Raw genomic sequence first — 21035 nt, forward strand, 5'->3', positions numbered from 1 at the left:
ACTCACTGTATTAACAGGAAACCGCTTCCACTTCTATTAACGCCAAATCCTTTTTACGTAAAACCAGACTCACGCGTCGTGTTTCGATATGGATCGGATCGCCTAAGGGCGCGACGCGGACGACATTAAATGAAGAGCCGGGCAACATGCCGAGCGAAAGCAGTTTTTGACGATACGCCGGGCTGATTTCACGCGCAAAGCCGGTGATTTTCCACGCAGTGTCAGGAGTGAATTGCATACGACCTACTTGTTTCTTACTAACTGGATGTATACCTCATGCGGCGCTCAGGGGGGCGGCAGGAGACCCGATGTTTAGCCAACGAAGGAAAGAGTAAATAATCAACAACACAATGATAATGAGAATGGTTTCTATCTTCAACGATTAAAATGTGACGGAATGTACAAATAAGCGATAATTTGCGCCGATGTTGATATGGCTCAACATTTATTTGTCTTTTTGCAAATACCCCTAATGTGCAAATATCCACCGTTTTTAATGTTTAATTAAGGTTTCATCTGTTAATAAAGTGATAATTAATAGTGCGGATAGCAGAAGAAAATTAATTAACAGGTTCTAATGGGTAAGATTTAATTGTTAATTAAAAAAGAAAGGGTTGGACGTATTGCAAAATCGCAGGCCGGATAAGAAGTAACCCGGCCTGCGTATTACCCGATTAGCGTTTTTTTCCCATTGCGGCTGCCAGCGCGTCCATCATGGCGCTGTTACCGGCTGGCTGAGCGTCACGACCGCGCGGTTTCGCCGCTTTAGATGCCGGGCGGTTGCCCTGCGCGCGATCGGCGGCGCCGCCGCGGCGAGCGGCGGTTTCGCCGGGCTGTTCGTCCAGACGCATCGTCAGCGCAATACGCTTACGTTGCAGATCCACTTCCAGCACTTTCACCTTCACAATATCGCCCGCTTTCACCACGGTGTGTGGATCTTCAACGAACTTATTCGAGAGCGAGGAGATATGCACCAGGCCATCCTGATGAACGCCGATATCGACAAACGCGCCGAAGTTAGTGACGTTAGTGACCGCCCCTTCCAGAATCATCCCCGGTAGCAGGTCGTTCATGGTTTCGACGCCATCGGCGAATTGCGCGGTTTTAAATTCAGGACGCGGGTCGCGGCCCGGTTTTTCCAGCTCTTTGATGATATCGCTCACGGTCGGCACGCCGAATTTATCGTCGGTAAAATCAGCGGCCTTGAGGTGGCGTAATTCGTTGCTGTTGCCCATCAGATCTTTTAGCGCTTGCTGCGTCGCCGCCAGAATGCGTTCGACAACCGGATAGGCTTCCGGGTGGACGGTGGACGCATCCAGTGGGTTATCGCCGTGGTTAATACGCAGGAAGCCCGCGCACTGCTCAAACGCTTTCGGCCCCAGACGGCTCACCTTCAACAGTTGCTGGCGGTTCTGGAACTGACCGTTCTCATCGCGCCAGGCGACGATGTTTTGCGCCATCATGCGCGTTAAGCCCGCGACGCGGGTCAGCAGCGGCACGGAGGCGGTATTCAAATCGACGCCGACGGCGTTTACGCAGTCTTCGACCACCGCATCCAGTTTACGGGCCAACTGGGTCTGGCTGACATCGTGTTGATATTGGCCGACGCCGATCGATTTCGGATCGATTTTCACCAGTTCCGCCAGCGGATCCTGTAGACGACGCGCGATAGAGACCGCGCCGCGCAGGGAGACGTCGAGATCCGGAAACTCCTGCGCCGCCAGCTCAGAAGCGGAATACACGGACGCCCCCGCTTCGCTGACGATCACTTTCTGCGCCGTCACGTTCGGGAACTGTTTCTGTACGTCGAGATAGAAGCGTTCGGTTTCACGCGAGGCCGTACCGTTGCCAATCGCGACCAGTTCGACATGGTATTTTTCGCACAGCGCGGCGATCACGGTAGCCGCTTTGGCCGCCTGACCGGTATGCGGATAAATGGTATCCGTCGCCACCAGCTTACCGGTGCCGTCAACGACAGCGACTTTTACGCCAGTACGCAGGCCAGGATCAAGGCCCATCGTGGCACGCAGGCCTGCGGGGGCTGCCATCAGCAGGTCGTGCAGGTTACGGGCAAACACGTTAATCGCTTCGTCTTCCGCACGTTCGCGCACGGTGCCCATCAGTTCGGTTTCGAGGTGCATTAAAACTTTGATACGCCACGTCCAGCTCACTACGCCTTTGCGCCAGCTATCTGCCGGGGCGTTATTTAGCCGCAGGCCGAGATGGTCCATGATGATTTGCTCGCAGTAGCTCTCTTTCGGCGGCTCATCAAACTGTGGGTCGGCATTGAGCGAAAGTTGCAGAATGCCTTCGTTACGACCACGGAACATGGCCAGCGCACGGTGAGACGGGACGTTAGCAATGGGCTCATGATGGTCGAAATAGTCGCGGAATTTTGCCCCTTCTTCCTCTTTGCCGTTCACGACCGTGGCGACCAGATGGGCGTTCTTCCACAGGTAATCACGCACTTTCGCCAGCAATGCGGCGTCTTCGGCAAAGCGCTCCATCAGAATGTAGCGTGCGCCGTCGAGCGCGGCTTTCGTGTCCGCCACGCCTTTGTCGCCATCAATGTACTTTGCCGCTTCCACGTCAGGATCGTGGGACGGCTCGTTCCAGAGCAGATCGGCCAGCGGCTCAAGGCCGGCTTCAATGGCGATTTGTCCACGGGTGCGGCGTTTAGGTTTATAGGGCAGGTAGAGGTCTTCGAGCTCGGTCTTACTTAACGTAGCGTTGATGGCGCCAGCCAGCTCATCGGTCAGTTTGCCTTGTTCGGAAATGGACTTGAGGATAGCCTGACGCCTGTCTTCCAGCTCACGCAGATAGCCCAGACGCGTTTCCAGGTTACGCAACTGCGTGTCATCCAGACCGCCGGTGATTTCTTTACGATAACGTGCGATAAACGGCACGGTGTTCCCTTCGTCAAGCAGGCGAACGGCAGCTTCAACCTGCCCGGCATTTGCCTGGATTTCACCCGCAATAATGCGGCAGAAAGAATCATTCATCATGGGTTAGCTTCGTCTTCAGGATAAAAATCAGGGGATAGTTATACGGATTGGCTGGCAAAAATGCCAGCCATCAGCAGGGGCTTAGGATTCTTCTTGTCTTATTTGACGTATTCGATCGCATTGACGTACCAGTTTGCTTCGCCGACAGGGGTGTTGACCACTGCCAGATCGCCCACTTCTTTTTTCAGTAGCGCCCGCGCCATCGGCGAGTCGATAGAGATGTAATCCTTACGTCCGAAAATTTCATCGTAGCCGACAATGCGGAACTTCAGCGTATCGCCGTCATCATTTTCGATTTCCACCCAGGCGCCGAAGAAGACTTTGCCCTCCTGCTGCGGGGAATAATCCACGATTTTGAGATTTTCCATGCATTTGGTCAGATATCTGACGCGTCTGTCGATCTCACGCAGGCGCTTTTTATTATACTGATAGTCGGCATTCTCGCTGCGGTCGCCCAGACTCGCAGCCCAGGTCACTTTTTTGGTGACCTCCGGGCGCTCTTCACGCCAGAGATAATTGAGCTCTTGTTTGAGTGTTTCGTACCCTTCGCGGGTGATCAGGGGCGTTTTCATCTCGTTGATTTACCTTTGCTGTCGATATTGCGCACACGGGGTATAACGTGATCGTCCCGACAGAATAAATAATGGGGTTGCCGATTAATTGTATATTTAAGCTGCTGTTAAATATGCTTTGTAACAATTTAGCCTGAAATTCATACCAGAATTTGCTGGTGACTCACGTGAGCTTTTTTAAGAATACACACTTACATTTGTTGCGAACCTTTGGGAGTACAGACAATGCAAGAGAATTATAAGATTCTGGTGGTTGATGACGATATGCGTCTGCGGGCGCTACTGGAACGTTATCTGACCGAGCAGGGCTTCCAGGTTCGAAGCGTCGCTAACGCCGAGCAGATGGATCGTCTGCTGACCCGTGAATCTTTCCATCTCATGGTACTGGATTTAATGCTGCCAGGTGAAGATGGTCTGTCGATTTGTCGTCGCCTGCGTAGTCAAAGTAATCCAATGCCGATCATTATGGTCACGGCGAAGGGTGAAGAGGTTGACCGTATCGTCGGGCTGGAAATCGGCGCCGATGACTACATTCCTAAACCGTTTAACCCGCGCGAGCTGTTGGCGCGTATCCGTGCCGTGTTACGTCGTCAGGCAAACGAACTGCCCGGCGCGCCGTCGCAGGAAGAGGCCGTTATCGCGTTCGGTAAGTTTAAACTGAACCTCGGTACGCGCGAGATGTTCCGTGAAGATGAACCGATGCCGCTGACCAGCGGGGAGTTTGCGGTACTGAAAGCGTTAGTCAGCCATCCGCGCGAGCCTCTCTCTCGCGACAAGCTGATGAATCTGGCCCGTGGCCGCGAGTATTCCGCGATGGAACGCTCCATCGACGTCCAGATCTCCCGCCTGCGCCGTATGGTGGAAGAAGATCCGGCGCATCCGCGTTATATTCAGACCGTCTGGGGCCTGGGCTACGTCTTCGTACCGGACGGTTCTAAAGCATGAGGCGAATGCGCTTCTCGCCGCGAAGTTCATTTGCCCGCACGCTGTTGCTCATCGTCACCTTGCTGTTCGTCAGCCTGGTGACGACCTACCTGGTGGTGCTGAACTTCGCGATTTTGCCGAGCCTCCAGCAGTTTAATAAGGTTCTGGCTTACGAAGTCCGTATGCTGATGACCGATAAGCTGCAACTGGAGGACGGCACGCAGTTAGTCGTGCCGCCTGCGTTTCGCCGGGAAATCTATCGCGAGCTGGGGATCTCTCTCTACACCAACGAAGCCGCTGAAGAGGCCGGGCTGCGTTGGGCGCAACACTACGAATTCTTAAGCCACCAGATGGCGCAGCAATTAGGCGGCCCGACGGAAGTGCGCGTTGAGGTCAACAAAAGCTCGCCCGTCGTGTGGCTCAAAACCTGGCTGTCGCCCAATATCTGGGTGCGCGTGCCGCTGACCGAGATTCATCAGGGCGATTTTTCTCCGCTTTTCCGTTACACGCTGGCGATCATGCTCCTGGCGATAGGCGGCGCGTGGCTGTTTATTCGTATACAGAACAGACCGTTAGTGGATCTTGAACATGCCGCCTTGCAGGTAGGGAAGGGAATTATTCCGCCGCCGCTGCGTGAATATGGCGCCTCTGAGGTGCGCTCTGTGACCCGGGCGTTTAACCATATGGCAGCCGGCGTGAAACAATTGGCCGATGACCGTACGCTATTGATGGCGGGCGTCAGCCACGACTTACGCACGCCGCTGACCCGTATTCGTCTGGCGACGGAGATGATGGGCGAGGAAGACGGTTATCTCGCGGAGTCGATCAATAAAGACATCGAAGAGTGTAACGCCATTATCGAACAGTTTATTGACTATCTGCGTACCGGTCAGGAAATGCCAATGGAGATGGCGGATCTCAATTCCGTGCTGGGCGAGGTGATTGCGGCGGAAAGCGGCTATGAGCGTGAGATTAACACTGCGCTTCAGGCAGGCAGCATCCAGGTGAAAATGCACCCGCTCTCGATTAAGCGCGCGGTGGCGAATATGGTGGTCAATGCTGCCCGCTATGGCAACGGCTGGATTAAGGTCAGCAGCGGCACCGAGTCGCATCGCGCCTGGTTCCAGGTAGAAGATGACGGGCCGGGCATTAAGCCGGAGCAGCGTAAACATCTGTTCCAGCCTTTTGTGCGCGGCGACAGCGCCCGTAGCACCAGCGGCACAGGGCTGGGGCTGGCGATTGTGCAGCGCATTATTGATAACCATAACGGGATGCTGGAGATTGGCACCAGCGAGCGTGGCGGATTGTCGATTCGCGCCTGGCTGCCGGTTCCTGTGGCTCGCGTCCAGGGGACGACAAAAGAGGCATAAGAAAGGGAGGTATTACCCTCCCTTTCTTCTCAACGCCGGATGACGCCGTTCAACGCCGCCATCCGGCCTGTTCCTTACAGCTTCGGTCCGGCGCTAACCAGCGCTTCGCCTGCCGGGGTATCCGTATACTTCTCGAAGTTCTCAATGAACAGTTTCGCCAGCGCGGTGGCTTTTTCCTGCCATTGTTCCGGCGACGCGTAGGTGTTACGCGGGTCGAGAATGTGGGTATCCACGCCTGGCAGTTCAGTCGGGATCGCCAGATCGAACAGCGGCAGACGGAAGGTTTCCGCGTTATCAAGAGAACCGTTCAGAATGGCGTCGATAATTGCGCGCGTATCTTTGATGGAGATACGTTTGCCGGTGCCATTCCAGCCGGTGTTAACCAGATAAGCCTGCGCGCCTGCTGCCTGCATACGTTTCACCAGCACCTCAGCATACTGCGTCGGGTGCAGCGTCAGGAACGCGGCGCCGAAGCAGGCGGAGAAGGTGGGGGTCGGTTCGGTGACGCCGCGTTCGGTGCCGGCCAGTTTAGCGGTGAAACCCGACAGGAAGTGGTACTGCGTCTGGTTAGCGGTTAAACGGGAAACCGGCGGCAACACGCCGAAGGCGTCCGCCGTCAGGAAGATAACCTTCGTGGCGTGACCTGCTTTGGACACGGGCTTAACGATGTTATCGATATGATAGATCGGGTAAGAGACGCGGGTGTTTTCGGTTTTGGAACCATCGTCGAAATCAACGGTGCCGTCTTCGCGCACGGTGACGTTTTCCAGCAACGCATCACGGCGAATCGCATGATAAATTTCTGGCTCCGCTTCTTTCGACAGTTTGATGGTTTTGGCGTAGCAGCCGCCTTCAAAGTTGAACACGCCGTCGTCATCCCAACCGTGCTCATCATCGCCAATCAGACGACGTTTCGGGTCGGTGGAGAGAGTGGTTTTTCCGGTACCGGAAAGGCCGAAGAAGACCGCGACATCGCCTTTTTCACCCACGTTGGCGGAACAGTGCATTGAGGCGATACCTTTGAGCGGCAGCAGGTAGTTCATTACCGAGAACATCCCTTTTTTCATTTCGCCGCCGTACCAGGTGCCGCCAATAAGCTGAATACGTTCAGTCAGGTTGAACGCCACGAAGTTTTCCGAGTTCAGCCCTTGCTCTTTCCACTGCGGGTTGGTGCACTTCGCGCCGTTCATGACAATAAAGTCAGGTTTGAAGCCTACCAGCTCTTCGTCCGTTGGGCGAATGAACATATTTTTAACGAAGTGGGCCTGCCAGGCGACTTCCGTAATAAAGCGCACGGAAAGACGCGTATCAGCATTTGCGCCGCAGAACGCATCAACAATGAATAAGCGTTTACCGGAAAGCTGATGCGTCACCAGACCTTTCAGGTGTTGCCAGGTTTCCTGGGAAAGCGGCTTATTATCGTTTTTACCTTTACCCTTATCGGACCACCACAGCGTATCACGCGTGGTGTCGTCGCGAACAATATACTTATCCTTAGGCGAACGACCGGTAAAAATACCGGTATCAACGGCAACAGCGCCCAGGTTAGTTAACACGCCACGCTCATAGCCTTCCAGACCAGGATTAAGTTCTTCCTGATAAAGGGTGTCGTAGCTGGGATTGTAAACGATATCCTGGACGTCGTTGATACCATAAGCCTTGAGATCTTGCGGGGTTAAATTGTTAACGCGCATATCACTGCTCCTTAGCCAATATATATTACCGAAAATAGTAAGGTTTTTTGAGGTTGGTTAACCGCGACAAGGCTCATAGATTTACGTATCTGGACAAAATCACGATTGACGAAAAACACTGTGACTCCTGTCACGCAGCGGCGGTTATTATGGCAGGAAACCTACTTTTGTTGTGGAAAATGTTCTGAAAACGTTAAAAGGAAGTGTTTTTGACCGACATAATGTGACTGTAATCGCATTCATGTAAGAAAGTTACGTAACACCAACATTAACAATATCGATTCACCTCTCTGCGTTTTTTTCTGAATTATGCATGACGACGCCTGGCGGTGAACAGATGATGCAATAATGCGACTTTCTCATCATTCTGGATAACGACATGGAAAGTGTAGCGCTTTCACGTACTACTCGCTGGGGTATGTTGCTCACCGGTTTGCTGCAGGGCGTCTTGTGCTACCTGCTGATGGCCTGGCTGGTACCACAAAATAGCGACTGGCTGTTCTATGGTATGCCTGCGACGATAGCGTTGTCGTCAATGCTATTGCTTACCGTGGTCTCTTTTAAACAGCGCGCGCTGTGGGGCTGGCTGGGGCTGATCTTTGTGGTCGTGCTGGCAATGAGCGGCTGGCTGAAATGGCAGGTTGAGGCGGTGGAGAAATGGCGCCTGGCCGAGCTCCTCTGGCTGTATGGTCTCCGGCTTGTGTTGATGGCGATGCTGGTATTACCCTGGATGCAATATCAGTTACATTCGCAAACCGGTTCGGCGCGTTATCCCCAGTTTTATCTGCGGTTATGGCATAACGTACTGACATTGTTTATCGTCCTGGTCGCCAACGGACTGTTCTGGCTGGTGCTTCTGCTCTGGAGCGCGCTATTCAGGCTGGTGGGCATCCGCTTTTTCAGCACCCTTTTCTTTGAAACTGAAGCCTTTATTTATGTGACCATCGGCCTGATTACGGCGCTGGCGGTCATTCTCGCCCGCACGCAGTCGCGCCTTGTGGCGGCGGTGCAAAAGCTGCTGACGCTGATCGCGACAGGTTTACTGCCGGTGGTGTCGCTGCTGGCCTTGCTGTTTATTGTGACGTTACCCTTTACCGGACTGGAGGCGATTTCTGCGCGTGTTTCCGCTGCGGGGCTGCTATCCACGCTGACGCTGATGCTGCTGCTCCTCGTGGCGATTGTCAACGAACCGCAAAAGCGCGTATTACCCTATCCGCGCGTACTACGCGGCATGATTAGCGCCTCGCTGTGCGTTGCCCCGATATATATGCTGCTGGCGGGCTGGGCGTTATGGGTACGTATTCAGCAATACGGCTGGACGCCGGATCGTCTGTATGGCGCGCTGACGGTGTCTGTCTTGCTGGTATGGTCCTTCGGTTATCTGATCGGTCTGTTACGCCGCGGACGCGACCCTGGTGAGTGGCAAGGCAAGGTGATACTGAGCGTCTCTTTGTTGACGCTGGTGATATTGCTGTTGCTGGCCTCGCCTGTACTTGATGTCTGGCGTATTAGCGTCAACAGCCATATGGCGCGTTACCATAGCGGTAAAATTACTGCGGATCAGATCAGCCTGTATATGCTGGATCACAGCGGCAAACCTGGCCAGGAAGCGCTGAAATCGTTGCGGGATGACGAGGCGTTTACGCAGAACAGAAAGCGCAATCGTGAACTGATGACGTTTTTGCAGAGAAATAAGGTCTCTCCGACGGCGGACGATTTAGCGCGGGTGGTGATGATTGCGCCCGGTAGCCAGAAGCCGGATGCCGCATTTTGGGCGTTTGTCAAAGAGCAGAGTTATTCGGGCGCTTCCTGCCTTGAACCGGATGCCTGCGTGCTGGTGAGTCAGGATCTTAACGGCGACGGTCAGCCTGAGCAGGTGCTGTATAACTTTATTGTTGCCGAGAGCCAGGTCTACGGCTTAAAAGAGGGGAAATGGACGCAGAAAGCGTTCGCCCGATTGCCGGACGGGTTTTCTAAGACGCAACTGTTGCACGCGATTGCCGGGCATCAGTTATACTCAGCCCCCAAAGCCTGGCGCGATATCATTGTTAATGGTAAGCGGTTGGATGTGGATTACTACAACGAGTAAGCTTTTTGCCGGATGGCGGCATAAATGCCTTATCCGGCCTACGGAGCAGGATGCTGTAGGCCAGATAAGCGCAGCGCCATCAGGCAATGACGTTGCCGACTACGAGGCGATTAATGAACCTGTGGATCGGCAGGAGAGGCGTTGTTACGGATCTCCGCGATATCCATCGCATTGAACAGGTAATGATTGCCGCAGTAATCGCAGTGCATATCGATTTCACCTTCTTCCGCCAGAATGCTGTCCACTTCTTCATCCGGCAATGTTTTCAGCGCGCCCGCGCAACGTTCGCGTGAACAGGTGCATTTGAATTCAACATCTTGCGGATCGTAGAGCGTGACTTCTTCTTCGTGATACAAACGCCACAGCACGTCATTTGCCGGTAACGTCAGCAGCTCTTCGCTTTTAATGGTTTCCGTCAACATGGCCAGATGGTCGAAATCCTCCGCCTGCGCGTTCTGTGCCGGCATCACCTGGAGCAACATTCCACCTGCCGCCGGTTTACCGTCGACATCGCCGGTACGGATAAACAGGCGCGTCGGCAACTGCTCGGAGCGCAGGAAGTAATCTTCCAGGCACGCCGCCAGAGTATCGCCTTCCAGACCCACCACGCCCTGATAGCGTTCACCCTCTTCCGGCGTAATGGTGATCACCAGATAGCCGTTGCCAACCAGCGTTTTGAGATCCGCATTGTCAGGGATATCGCCCTGAACGCGAGCCACGCCGCGCATCTGCTGCTGATTATTGCCATTGATCACCGCCAGGCTTAACGGCCCGTCGCCCTGGAGCTGTACCGTAATGTCGCCGGCAAACTTCAGCGTTGCGGTCAGCAGGCTAGTGGCGACCAGCAGTTCGGCCAGTACGGTTTTCACCGGCTGCGGGTAGTTATGATTGTCGAGGATCTGTTGCAAGGTTTCCGAAACGGTCACCAGCTCGCCGCGAACGGCAAAGTTTTCAAACAGATAACGATGTAATTGGTCATGTTGCGGCATAATCATCTCTCTTGCGGGTGACAGTTATTCGCTGTCGCCGTGTTTAAATCGTAACAGGTCGCGGCGCTCTTTTTTGTCCGGTCGCCTGTCCGGATGCGGCATAGTCAGGGCGTTAAGCTTGCGCGCCTGCGCCATTTTTTCGCGTTTTTCCACGCTTTCCGCCGTCTCTTCATACAGAGCGACGGCTTCGCTGGCCGGACGGCGCTGTTCGGTGATGGCTTTAACGATCACCGTCCGTTCGTCATTTCCCTGACGCAGGGTAAGGGTTGCGTTCAGCTCGACGATTTTGCTCGGCTTACTGCGCTGGCCGTTGTAATGCACCTTACCGCCTTCAATCATCTCGCGGGCCATCGCGCGGGTTTTATAAAAACGCGCGGCCCACAGCCATTTATCCAGTCTGACCTCAACGGAGGACTTTTCTTTCATGGCGTCTCCTTCACATCAGCGAGGGGATCAGACGGCGGTAGTCGTTCAGGGACGGATGGCGCGTATAGTGCTTTTCCGCCAGGCCGGAATCGGGATTCGTCACGCCAAGGCAGTAGCGAATACCAAACCGGGCGGCGGCGTCGAGAATCGGTTCGCTGTCATCGATAAACAGCGTTTTCTCTGCGCTTATTCCCGTTTCCTCAGTGACAGCGCGCCATAACCGCTGATCCTCTTTGGGATAACCAAATGTGTGGGTGGAAAGTAATAAATCAAGGTGTGAGGCCAGACCGGTATGCTCCAGCTTCACCGCCAGGTTATGTGGATGCGCATTGGTGAGCAGAATCCGACGTTTTCCGCTGGCTTTTAACGCATTCAGAAACGGTACGGTATCGTCGCGCAAAACGGCGCGCGGCCCTTGCGCCGTCGTCATGGCGCAAATATCCAGACCCAGACGCTCGCTCCAGTAATCCAGACAGTACCAGTTTAGCGTATGCTGTACGGCATGATACTGCTGGCGAATATATTCCTGCGCGTCCTGCGGCGAAATACCCTGCTGCGCGCCGTAGGTTTCCGGTACCAGCTTTTGCCAGAAATAGTTATCGAAAGCGAGATCGAGCAGCGTGCCGTCCATATCCAGCAAAACGGTATCCACGTTTTGCCAGTCAATATCAATATGCATGGGGAACTCCAGGGTAACGCAATTTGCGCGACAGGGTAGCATACCCTGTCGCACGGCGGCGCTATCAGATGAGATTTTCCGGAGAGACGGTTAACCTGGGATTGAGGCAGCTTTCATAGTATTCCTGGATGTCCGCCATACGGGTACGGTGGCGTTGATAACGTCTGAACGCCTGAATGCCGTTGTAGACCGCGCTCACTATCATTGCCAGCATCAGCAGCGTGGTGCCGAGGTAACGCCACCAGCCGGATTTATCGGGGATACGATGCAGGCTGATATGCTGCGTGCCGTTGGCATCGGTATACACGCTGGTGACAATGCCCTCGGCGCTAAATGGCGTCTGCATGAGCGTTTGCGCCAGACGCTGGAAGGCGCTCCACTGTTCCTGCGCGGGATAGTCATACAGCGGCGTTGACGGCCAGGCCTGATCAACCAGTTCGCTGCCTTCATCGCTGGCGATCAGGAATCCGCCGGGAGCGGGGCTATTCAGCGACTGGGCGGCACGCGCGGTCTCGCGAGAAATAAACGGCGCCGTTGAGGTCGTGACCAGATTTTCCAGCGACTCTGCGCTTACGGGGCGTAGCAGCACGTTGACGCCGTCCAGTTTGCCGGCGTTCGCGCGTTTCACCAGCGCGTTCCAGTCCTTACTGTTACCGAGATTAACCAGCGCATTTTTCAGACGCACGCACTCGTCTTCCGCCGCGCACAAATCAGCGGTTTTCAGAACAATATCGCCAAAGTCATCTAATAATACCATGCCCGATTTTTGGATCGCGGAGCGTAAAGATGCGCTGACGCGCGAGTCGTCTTCGGGTTTTGGATGGAGCTGACGATTTACCGCCTGGCTTAGCGCCATCGCTTTATTCACCAGGTCTGATTCCGGTAGCGGTAACGCAGGCGCGTCATTCCAGATGATTTGCGAGCAATCGAACGGCATAAACGGTGAGTTAGACTGGCCGCTCCAGGTCGCGCCGGAATGAATATTACACATTCCTTTACCGCTCAGGTGCAGCGTATCGCCCACCCGCACGCCAGCTTTTTCAAGCTGTTTTACCGTTGTCGCTTCAATGGTTTGCGCGCCTTTCATCCACGATAGCGTGAACTTGATTGGCATATCCAACGGGATCCAGAACAGCAGCATAAACAACACCAGCAGCGAACCGATAGCAATAACAGTGCTGCGTAACCAGTGCTGCAACGGAAAGTTTTTCACTTCATCATGCAGGGATAAAAAACGGCCCTGGCGCGCGACATGGCGATCAAGGTAAATATCAATATCCGTTTGTTGCCCAAGATCCTGCGTAATGTAGGGTTGCCAGTGGGCAGGGTAAATAAGGTCGATGATGCCCAGCGAAATATTGTTAATCTGCTCCTGATTATTCTCCCCAAACAGTCCCCAGCGGCGGGGCGTTCCCCGCAGACAGTGAATTTCCCGCAGCGCGCTTTTCGACGGCGGCGCAAAAAGCCCCCAAAGTCCGGCTGCCAGCAGCAGGATTGCGCCGCCTATCATCCACGGTACAAAAACGTCTGGCGTTATCAGACAGAAAAAGAATAACAAAAAGGAGGCGACGATTAACAACGCTTCGCGCAAGCCAGCTGGGCGGCTGAGCGCATATTCTTCGTGGGTCTCCTGACGGATATTCAACAGCTCAATCTGCTCGCTCTCTTCGCCGCGAATCGACGCCTGCGTAGAGGCCGTATTCTGTAGCGCGTAGCCACGCGACTCCTGCATATACTCTTGCAGCGTATGGCCGTTTAAAGAGATCACCAGCGGCAGCGTATCCGTGAGGATCAGCTCAACGTTGTTTTCATCATTGATGTACTGTTCCCAGAAAGGCGGCAGATGGACTTCGACGGAGTCGAGGTAGTAGCGCCATTTATTAGGATCGTCAGTGGTAATGCCGTAGCGGGTGATGGAGTGAGTCAGTATCACGACACTGTTGCTTTCCGCGTTCAGCGTCAGCGAGATGGGCGCAGCACTGGCGCCTGTCGGCCCCGGAACTTGCTGGATCTGGCTAAGGTTATCGAGATAGTTTTCTACCGCGCTGCGCTCTTCGGGCAACAGTTTACGCGTTTGCGCGTCCTGAAAGGCGCTGATCCACGGTAAACTCCCTCGTCTGGACTTTACCCGGAACCGCCATATTGCCAGTAGAGAGCAGGCCAGCAAAGCAGCTATAAAAATCAGAATGGTGCTCATGCTTTCCCCATCTTACTAAGTCTGTCAGGCGTGGTCAGTCGCACCCTGTCCAATAAACATTTTTCTGTGGTTGGCTATCGGCAAGCGTGGAGTTGAACTTGAGCATTGTAAAGCGCATCCCAGTGAAGGCAAATCATAGCAATACCACCAAAAACGGAATATCAGCAAATTCCTGGAGTTATTTCAACCTATTGACTTTTAATTTGAAATAAGAATTAATTTTTATTACGTTACATAAATGTAAATAAACGGCAATTCGCATTGCCGAAACCGTGCGGTATGTCGCACAATGACCACAGATTACACTGCAAAGATTCTCACAATGAGCAAATCATTACAAAAACCCACCATTCTGAAAGTGGAAACCGTCGCACAATCCCGACTGTTTAACGTAGAAAGCGTGGATCTGGAGTTCAGCAACGGCGTGCGTCGCGTGTATGAACGTATGCGACCATCAACCCGTGAGGCGGTAATGATTGTGCCGATCGTTGATGAGCATCTGATTCTTATTCGTGAGTATGCGGTGGGAACCGAATCCTATGAGCTGGGCTTCTCGAAAGGATTGATCGACCCGGGTGAGACCGTTTTTGAAGCGGCGAACCGGGAGCTCAAAGAAGAGGTCGGGTTTGGCGCGCATAACCTGACCTTCTTAAAAAAACTCAGCATGGCGCCCTCTTATTTTTCCAGCAAAATGAATATCGTGGTGGCGGAAGATCTCTATCCGGAGTCGCTGGAAGGCGACGAGCCTGAGCCATTGCCGCAGGTACGCTGGCCGCTGGCGCATTTAATGGATCTGCTGGAAGACCCCGATTTTAACGAGGCCCGCAACGTCAGCGCGCTGTTTCTGGTACGCGAGTGGTTGAAAGCGCAGGGCCGAATTGCCTGATGGCGCGGCGTTGATCAAGCCAACGGAAAGTTTGTCTCCCCGTTCGCCGTCATCCGCTAAACACAATAAAAAAGGCGCCGGAGCGCCTTTTTTGATCAGAACAGTTCGTGTGTTTCACCATTATCAATAATGGTAGTTCCCACCTCGTGTACCGCCTGTTGTGTCGGCTGCGTGCCTTCGATGAAATACTCTTCACGGCTGTTACCGCCGCTCGCCAGTTGTCCGGTACTGCGGTCGATATTCACCGTGACGATGCCCGGCGGCGGCGTTAGCGGCTGTTCCGGCACGCCTTCCAGCACGGCTTTCATATAGGCGTCCCATGCAGGTTGCGCGCTCTTCGCGCCGCCCTCATAGCCGGAGATTTGATCTTTGATCGCGCCGGAAGCGGTGGTGCGGCCTAAATCACGGCGGTGATCGTCAAAGCCGATCCATACGGAAGTGACGACGCCAGGACCATAGCCGGAGAACCATGCGTCTTTCGAGCTGTTGGTTGTACCGGTTTTGCCGCCGATATCGCGACGTTTAAGATCGCGCGCCGCACGCCAGCCGGTACCCATCCAGCCGGGTTCGCCGAAGATATTGGTGTTCAGCGCGCTTTTAATCAGAAACGCCAGCGGCGTATTGATCACATGCGGCGCGTACTCCTGCGTGCCGTTTTGCGCGACCAGCGCCTGGTTTGCCTGTTCCAGCTCAGGCATCGGTACGGCGCTGTTTTGCTGCTCTTGCGAAACCGCGACCTCTTCCACATTGGTGTTTTCCAGCACATCGGATTTCTGCGTATTGCCGTAAATGACCGGGATATCGCACTCCGGGCAGGCGATTTTCGGTTTCGCTTCGAAGATCACGCCGCCCTGATCGTTCTCAATCTTGCTGATGAAATACGGATCGATCAGGAAACCGCCGTTCGCCATCACCGCATAACCGCGCGCAACCTGCATCGGCGTGAAGGAGGCGGAGCCCAGCGCCAGCGATTCGGTATGCACGATATTCTGCGCCGGGAAGCCGAAGCGTTGTAGATACTCCGCCGCATAGTCGACGCCCATGGCGCGCATGGCGCGTACCATCACCACGTTTTTCGACTGCCCCAGCCCCTGGCGTAAACGAATCGGTCCGGCGTACTGCGGCGGGGAGTTTTTCGGACGCCAGTCTGAACCTGCCCCGGCGTCCCAGCGGGAAATCGGCACATCGTTGAGCATACTGGCGAGCGTCAGCCCTTTATCCATTGCGGCGGTGTAGAGGAACGGTTTGATGTTCGACCCCACCTGACGCAAAGCTTGCGTCGCGCGGTTAAATTTACTCTGATTAAAATCGAAACCGCCGACCAGCGCCAGTACCGCGCCAGTTTGCGGGTTAAGCGAAACCAGCGCGGAGTTCACTTCCGGTACCTGCGCCAGCCACCAGTCGTTATCCACCTGACGAACCCAGATTTGCTGGCCTGTCTGGACGACATCGGTAACTTTACGCGGCGTCGGCCCCTGCTGCGTATCCGAGCGGTAAGGCCGCGCCCAACGCATTCCTTCCATATGTAGCGAAACGGACGTACCGTCGGCAAGCGCAGCGGTCGCCTCTTGCGGATTAGCGCTAGTGACCACGGCGGGAAGCAGCGGTCCGTAGGTCGGCAACGCTTTCAACGTATCGGTAATTTTTTTACTGTCCCACGCCGTTTCGCCCACTTTCCATAGCACATTCGCCGGGCCGCGATAACCGTGGCGCATGTCATAGTCCAGCACGTTATTACGCACCGCCTGTTGCGCGGCCTGCTGCACTTTGCGGGTGATGGTCGTGTAAATACGATAACCATCTTCATAGGCGCTTTCGCCATAACGGTTATACATTTCCTGGCGCACCATTTCCGACAGATAAGGCGCGGAGAAGGCGATTTCTGGCGCGTGATAATTTGCGTCAATAGGTTCGCTACGGGCCTGATCGTACTGCGCCTGAGTGATATATCCCTCGCTTAACATTCGCGAGAGCACTACGTTACGGCGCGCTATCGCCCGATCCATCGAGTAGAGCGGGTTAAAGGTAGAAGGCGCTTTCGGTAGCCCGGCGATAACCGCCATTTCGCTTAAACTAAGCTGGTCGACCGTCTTACCAAAGTAGACCTGTGCCGCCGCGCCAACGCCATAGGCGCGGTAGCCGAGATAGATCTTGTTCAGATAGAGTTCGAGGATCTCATTTTTATTCAGCAACTGCTCAATACGAATCGCCAGAAACGCTTCCTTGATCTTGCGCATCAGCGTGCGCTCGGGGCTAAGGAAGAAGTTTCGCGCCAGTTGCTGGGTAATGGTACTTGCTCCCTGCGATGCGTGACCGGAGAAGAGCGCGACGCTGGCCGCACGGAAAATACCTACCGGGTCAATGCCGTGATGCTCATAAAAGCGGCTATCTTCGGTGGCGATAAAGGCGTTGATCATTTCCGGCGGAATTTGATCGAGCGTAACGGGAATACGGCGTTTTTCGCCATATTGCGCGATAAGTTCGCCATCCGCGCTGTAAACCTGCATCGGAATTTGCAAACGCACATCTTTCAATGTCGCGACGTCAGGTAGCTGCGGCTCAATATAGCGATAAAGGCCATAAATCGAGCCTGCTCCCAGCAGGATGCAACATACTGCAAGGATCAATAAATACTTTACGAACTTCACTGGAGATTTCCCATTTAGTGTCATTTGGGCAGTTTATAAACAAACGCGCGGTAGTATAAAGGCAAGCCAGACGCATTGATATACCCGTTAACGCGACGGGTGATAAGGAGATCGACCGTTATGGCTTTTAAAACCTGGCAAATAGGATTGCATATTCAGCAGCATGAAGCGCTGGCCATCGCCGTTATTCGCGGCGCATCGGGCTGGTCCCTGCAACGTTGGTGGCGACTGCCGCTAATGAACGCCTCCACGGCAGAGGGTACGATTCCTGACCCGCAATCGCTGGCTCACGTACTGCGACCCTGGAGCCGCGAGCTGCCGCTACGTCACCGTATTTATCTCTCTTTTCCCGCAAATCGGACATTGCAACGCGCTTTTCCACATCCGCCGATGCGTCTGCGGGAACGTGAGCAAGTCGCATGGCTTTCACAAACGATGGCGCGTGAGCTGGATATGGATCCGGACTTATTGCGTTTCGACTTTCAGGACGATGCGCTGAGCCCCGCGTTCAACGTTACCGCCGTGCAAAGCAAAGAAATTTCAGCGCTGTTAACGCTGGCGCAAACGCTCAATGTGCGCATCGCTGCTGTAACGCCCGATGCCTGCGCGTTACAGCGCTTGCTGCCGTTTATACCTTCGGGGCGGCAATGTCTGGTCTGGCGCGATGAGAGCCAGTGGCTGTGGGCGACGCGCTATGCATGGGGGCGTAAATCGGCGCGAGAGGCGATGACGCTGCATGACCTTGCCGCGACGTTATCCGTCGTGCCGGAACATATTTCGTTATGCGCCGAAGGCGAATTCGACCCCTGGCGCGCCGTTACCGTCCGCCAACCGCCGGTTCCGCCGGACGGTTATCGCTTTGCGATTGCGCTGGGTTTAGCCATGGGGGAAATACGCTGATGGCGCATTCTGTCAATTTGCTCCCCTGGCGGCGCCAACATTATGTAGCGCGTCTGCGGCTGTGGTGCGTGGTATGGGGCGCGTCCCTGCTGCTGATAGCAAGCCTCGCGACGATCGTCCGGTTGGTTTTTTGGCAAGAGGGGAGGATTAATGAACTGCTACTGACGGCGGAAAACGGACGCACGACGGCGCTTGCGGCGAACATACCGCAGTTGCAGCAGCGTCAGCGACAGCAACAGGCGCGATTACAACGTCAGGCGCAGCGTGAACTGACGCAAGCCTGGCAATCTATCTTGACTGACCTTGCCAACCTGTTGCCAGAGCAGGTATGGCTGACAAGCCTCAATTATCAGCAAGAGACGCTAGAGCTGGAAGGGCTGGCGAGAACGTTTGACGCCCTGCTCACGCTTGAGACATCGCTTCGTCACTATGTCAGTTTTCCGCTAAACCGCACGGGCGCCACGCGGCAGGATGCGCAAGGGCGCTGGCAGTTCCATTATCAGTTAACGAGGAGCGCCGCCCGTGAACGCGCTCTTTGATATCTGGTACGGGATGTCGCGCCGTGGTCGGGTTTTTGGTTGGTGTGCAGGCGTGCTGTGCCTGACGCTGACGGTCGCGTTATCTGTGGGCTATCCCGGCTGGAAGACGCTGGATACGCAACATGCGCGGTTAAGCCAACAGCGCGAGGCCGCCCGGCAACAGTGGCGTCATCTGCGCCGTCTGAGCGTCGCGGCTGAACCGCTTTTCGGGGGCTCCGTTGAAAATCCGCGTCCTTTTTCGCCGTTAGATTTCCAGGCGCCTCCCTTGCGTTTGCTGCACTGGCAGCCATCGGCGCAGGGGGGAGAAATGGCGCTGAAAACGTCCTGGGATGCGGTGCCGTCGCTGTTTGTCCGGTTGGCCGAAAGCGAGATGATCGTAAGTCGGTTTTCATTGCGTAAAGAGGGGGCGGAATTATTGATGACGCTGCAACTGGAGCGCCTGGCGAATGAAGGCTAGCCGCAGTGTATTGCTCTGTTTTTGTTTGCTGACGTTGACGGGAATGCGCGATCCCTTCCGCCCGCCGGAAGATCGCTGCCGGATAGCGGAACTCTCGCAGTGGCGGTATCAGGGCACGGTGCGTAAAGGCGAGCGATGGACAGGCATTCTTAAAGACAGTCAGCAAAAATGGCGACGAGTGGAAGAAGGGCAGACGCTGGAAAACGGTTGGACGATTGTCCGCCTGACGGCGGAAGCCTTAACGTTAACGACCGGTAAAAATTGTGCGCCGCCGCAGTGGCGGTGGCTACGTCAGGGAGCGGACAATGAAGCGATGGATAGCCATAATACTGATAGCCTTGATGCCCGCCGCGCAGGCGGGAAAAGCGGCGAAAGTGACGCTGGTGGTTGATGACGTTCCTGTGGTGCAGGTTTTGCAGGCTTTAGCCGAACAGGAGCGGCAGAATCTGGTGGTGTCGCCGGACGTCAGCGGGACATTATCGCTACATCTGACGGATGTGCCGTGGAAACAGGCGCTTCAGACGGTGGTCAATAGCGCGGGGCTTGTGTTGCGTCAGGAGGGGAATATTCTCCATGTTCATTCACAGGCCTGGCAGAAAGAACACAGTGCGCGGCAGGATGCCGAGCGGTTGAGGCTTCAGGCTAATTTACCGCTGGAAAACCGCAGCATTAGCCTGCAATACGCCGATGCCGCCGAACTGGCGAAAGCGGGCGAGAAACTCCTGAGCGCGAAGGGAACCATCATGGTAGATAAGCGTACCAACCGCCTGCTGTTGCGCGATAACCGCGCGGCCCTGGCGGAGCTGGAAAAATGGGTATCGCAAATGGATCTGCCGGTGGCGCAGGTGGAGCTGGCGGCGCATATCGTCACCATTAACGAAAAGAGTCTACGGGAACTGGGCGTAAAGTGGACGCTGGCTGACGCGACGCAAGCGGGCGCGGTGGGTGACGTGACGACGCTTTCCAGTGATTTATCCGTCGCCGCCGCCACCTCACGCGTCGGGTTTAACATCGGGCGCATTAACGGACGCCTGCTGGATTTAGAGCTGTCAGCGCTGGAGCAAAAGCAGCAGTTGGATATTATCGCCAGCCCCCGGCTGCTGGCTTCGCATTTACAGCCAGCCAGTATCAAGCAAGGCAGCGAAATTCCTTATCAGGTTTCCAGCGGCGAAAGCGGCGCGACCTCCGTGGAATTTAAAGAAGCGGTACTGGGAATGGAGGTGACGCCCACCGTTTTGCAAAAAGGGCGCATCCGCCTGAAGTTACATATCAGCCAGAATGTTCCCGGTCAGGTACTACAACAGGCTGACGGCGAAGTGCTGGCGATAGATAAACAGGAAATTGAAACGCAGGTAGAGGTAAAAAGCGGCGAGACGCTGGCGCTGGGCGGTATTTTTTCGCGAAAAAATAAATCGGGTAGCGATAGCGTGCCGCTGTTGGGGGATATTCCCTGGCTTGGTCAGCTCTTCCGCCATGACGGTAAAGAGGACGAGCGACGCGAATTAGTGGTGTTTATCACCCCCAGACTGGTGGCGACAGAATAATTTATGCATAAAAAAGCGCTGTTTTTGCACTGAACGCATCTGCGGGATTTGACGTGCGGATGTATTTAGCATACAAGGAGTACCGATTTGAGAGTCGTGCTTTTCGTTGCTTACGC

At 54.8% G+C, this 21035-nt stretch carries 18 protein-coding genes; 9 read left to right on the forward strand and 9 right to left on the reverse strand.

Features of this window, described 5'->3' with window-relative positions; genetic code table 11:
- Window positions 1-10 precede the first annotated feature (10 nt).
- The 3 genes from feoA to greB form a co-directional block, all read right to left on the reverse strand.
- Window positions 11-238, reverse strand: a complete 228-nt coding sequence (feoA, locus tag NA197_RS12070) for a ferrous iron transporter A (RefSeq protein WP_001160955.1) — start codon at window positions 236-238, stop codon at window positions 11-13.
- Window positions 239-674: 436 nt separating this feature from the next.
- Window positions 675-3005: a Tex family protein gene (locus NA197_RS12075; protein WP_064042881.1), complete on the reverse strand. Its 2331-nt coding sequence runs from the start codon at window positions 3003-3005 to the stop codon at window positions 675-677.
- Window positions 3006-3103: 98 nt separating this feature from the next.
- The gene (gene greB, locus NA197_RS12080) at window positions 3104-3577 is read right to left on the reverse strand and encodes a transcription elongation factor GreB (RefSeq protein WP_000856695.1); all 474 of its coding nucleotides are present in this window, start codon (window positions 3575-3577) and stop codon (window positions 3104-3106) included.
- A gap of 225 nt (window positions 3578-3802) precedes the next feature.
- On the opposite strand from greB, the gene ompR reads away from it, so the two are divergent.
- Together ompR and envZ are read left to right on the forward strand one after the other, a co-directional pair.
- Complete coding sequence (gene ompR, locus NA197_RS12085) at window positions 3803-4522, forward strand: osmolarity response regulator transcription factor OmpR (RefSeq protein ID WP_001157751.1); 720 nt, start codon at window positions 3803-3805, stop codon at window positions 4520-4522.
- Window positions 4519-5871 (forward strand): two-component system sensor histidine kinase EnvZ, encoded by a 1353-nt coding sequence (gene envZ, locus NA197_RS12090; protein ID WP_001253818.1) that lies wholly within the window; start codon window positions 4519-4521, stop codon window positions 5869-5871. Before ompR ends, envZ begins: the two co-directional genes overlap by 4 nt.
- 74 nt (window positions 5872-5945) lie before the next feature.
- On the opposite strand, the gene pckA is transcribed toward envZ, so the two are convergent.
- Window positions 5946-7565, reverse strand: coding sequence for a phosphoenolpyruvate carboxykinase (ATP) (gene pckA / locus NA197_RS12095; protein WP_001265689.1), 1620 nt, complete (start codon window positions 7563-7565; stop codon window positions 5946-5948).
- 379 nt (window positions 7566-7944) lie between these two features.
- On the opposite strand from pckA, the gene NA197_RS12100 reads away from it, so the two are divergent.
- Window positions 7945-9654 carry a DUF4153 domain-containing protein gene (locus tag NA197_RS12100; RefSeq protein WP_064042880.1) on the forward strand — a complete coding sequence of 570 codons (1710 nt, stop codon included), beginning with the start codon at window positions 7945-7947 and terminating at the stop codon, window positions 9652-9654.
- A 110-nt stretch (window positions 9655-9764) separates the two neighbouring features.
- Here the strand turns inward: NA197_RS12100 and hslO are convergent, their stop codons facing one another.
- The 4 genes from hslO to igaA all read right to left on the reverse strand — a co-directional run bounded on the left by hslO (window position 9765) and on the right by igaA (window position 13945).
- Window positions 9765-10643, reverse strand: a complete 879-nt coding sequence (hslO, locus tag NA197_RS12105) for an Hsp33 family molecular chaperone HslO (protein WP_001748865.1) — start codon at window positions 10641-10643, stop codon at window positions 9765-9767.
- A gap of 24 nt (window positions 10644-10667) precedes the next feature.
- Window positions 10668-11069, reverse strand: a complete 402-nt coding sequence (gene hslR / locus NA197_RS12110) for a ribosome-associated heat shock protein Hsp15 (RefSeq protein WP_000660723.1) — start codon at window positions 11067-11069, stop codon at window positions 10668-10670.
- 10 nt (window positions 11070-11079) lie between these two features.
- Window positions 11080-11748, reverse strand: a complete 669-nt coding sequence (gene yrfG / locus NA197_RS12115) for a GMP/IMP nucleotidase (RefSeq protein WP_001520508.1) — start codon at window positions 11746-11748, stop codon at window positions 11080-11082.
- A gap of 64 nt (window positions 11749-11812) precedes the next feature.
- Window positions 11813-13945, reverse strand: a complete 2133-nt coding sequence (gene igaA / locus NA197_RS12120; RefSeq protein ID WP_000104092.1) for an intracellular growth attenuator protein IgaA — start codon at window positions 13943-13945, stop codon at window positions 11813-11815.
- Between the two features lie 322 nt (window positions 13946-14267).
- On the opposite strand from igaA, the gene nudE reads away from it, so the two are divergent.
- Entirely contained in the window at window positions 14268-14831 is a 564-nt protein-coding gene (gene nudE, locus NA197_RS12125) for an ADP compounds hydrolase NudE (protein ID WP_000045725.1), read from the forward strand.
- A gap of 95 nt (window positions 14832-14926) precedes the next feature.
- Here nudE and mrcA read toward each other — a convergent pair whose 3' ends face one another.
- The gene (gene mrcA, locus NA197_RS12130; protein WP_000673808.1) at window positions 14927-17479 is read right to left on the reverse strand and encodes a peptidoglycan glycosyltransferase/peptidoglycan DD-transpeptidase MrcA; all 2553 of its coding nucleotides are present in this window, start codon (window positions 17477-17479) and stop codon (window positions 14927-14929) included.
- Window positions 17480-17599: 120 nt separating this feature from the next.
- Between mrcA and NA197_RS12135 the strand changes: the two genes are divergently transcribed.
- The 5 genes from NA197_RS12135 to hofQ are packed head-to-tail and all read left to right on the forward strand — an operon-like array spanning window position 17600 to window position 20919.
- On the forward strand, window positions 17600-18379 hold the full coding sequence (locus NA197_RS12135; protein ID WP_000874738.1) for a hypothetical protein: 780 nt from the start codon (window positions 17600-17602) through the stop codon (window positions 18377-18379).
- A complete protein-coding gene (locus tag NA197_RS12140; RefSeq protein WP_000951396.1) occupies window positions 18379-18918 on the forward strand; it encodes a PilN domain-containing protein in 540 nt (179 codons plus the stop codon). The genes NA197_RS12135 and NA197_RS12140 overlap by 1 nt, the downstream gene beginning before the upstream one ends.
- On the forward strand, window positions 18902-19375 hold the full coding sequence (locus NA197_RS12145) for a hypothetical protein (protein ID WP_064043395.1): 474 nt from the start codon (window positions 18902-18904) through the stop codon (window positions 19373-19375). Before NA197_RS12140 ends, NA197_RS12145 begins: the two co-directional genes overlap by 17 nt.
- The gene (locus tag NA197_RS12150) at window positions 19365-19766 is read left to right on the forward strand and encodes a HofP DNA utilization family protein (RefSeq protein WP_064043394.1); all 402 of its coding nucleotides are present in this window, start codon (window positions 19365-19367) and stop codon (window positions 19764-19766) included. Before NA197_RS12145 ends, NA197_RS12150 begins: the two co-directional genes overlap by 11 nt.
- On the forward strand, window positions 19681-20919 hold the full coding sequence (hofQ, locus tag NA197_RS12155; RefSeq protein WP_023165842.1) for a DNA uptake porin HofQ: 1239 nt from the start codon (window positions 19681-19683) through the stop codon (window positions 20917-20919). The genes NA197_RS12150 and hofQ overlap by 86 nt, the downstream gene beginning before the upstream one ends.
- Window positions 20920-21035 lie beyond the last annotated feature (116 nt).

This window comes from Salmonella sp. NW884 (assembly GCF_051700745.1).
In the GTDB taxonomy this organism is placed as follows: Bacteria; Pseudomonadota; Gammaproteobacteria; order Enterobacterales; family Enterobacteriaceae; genus Salmonella; species Salmonella enterica.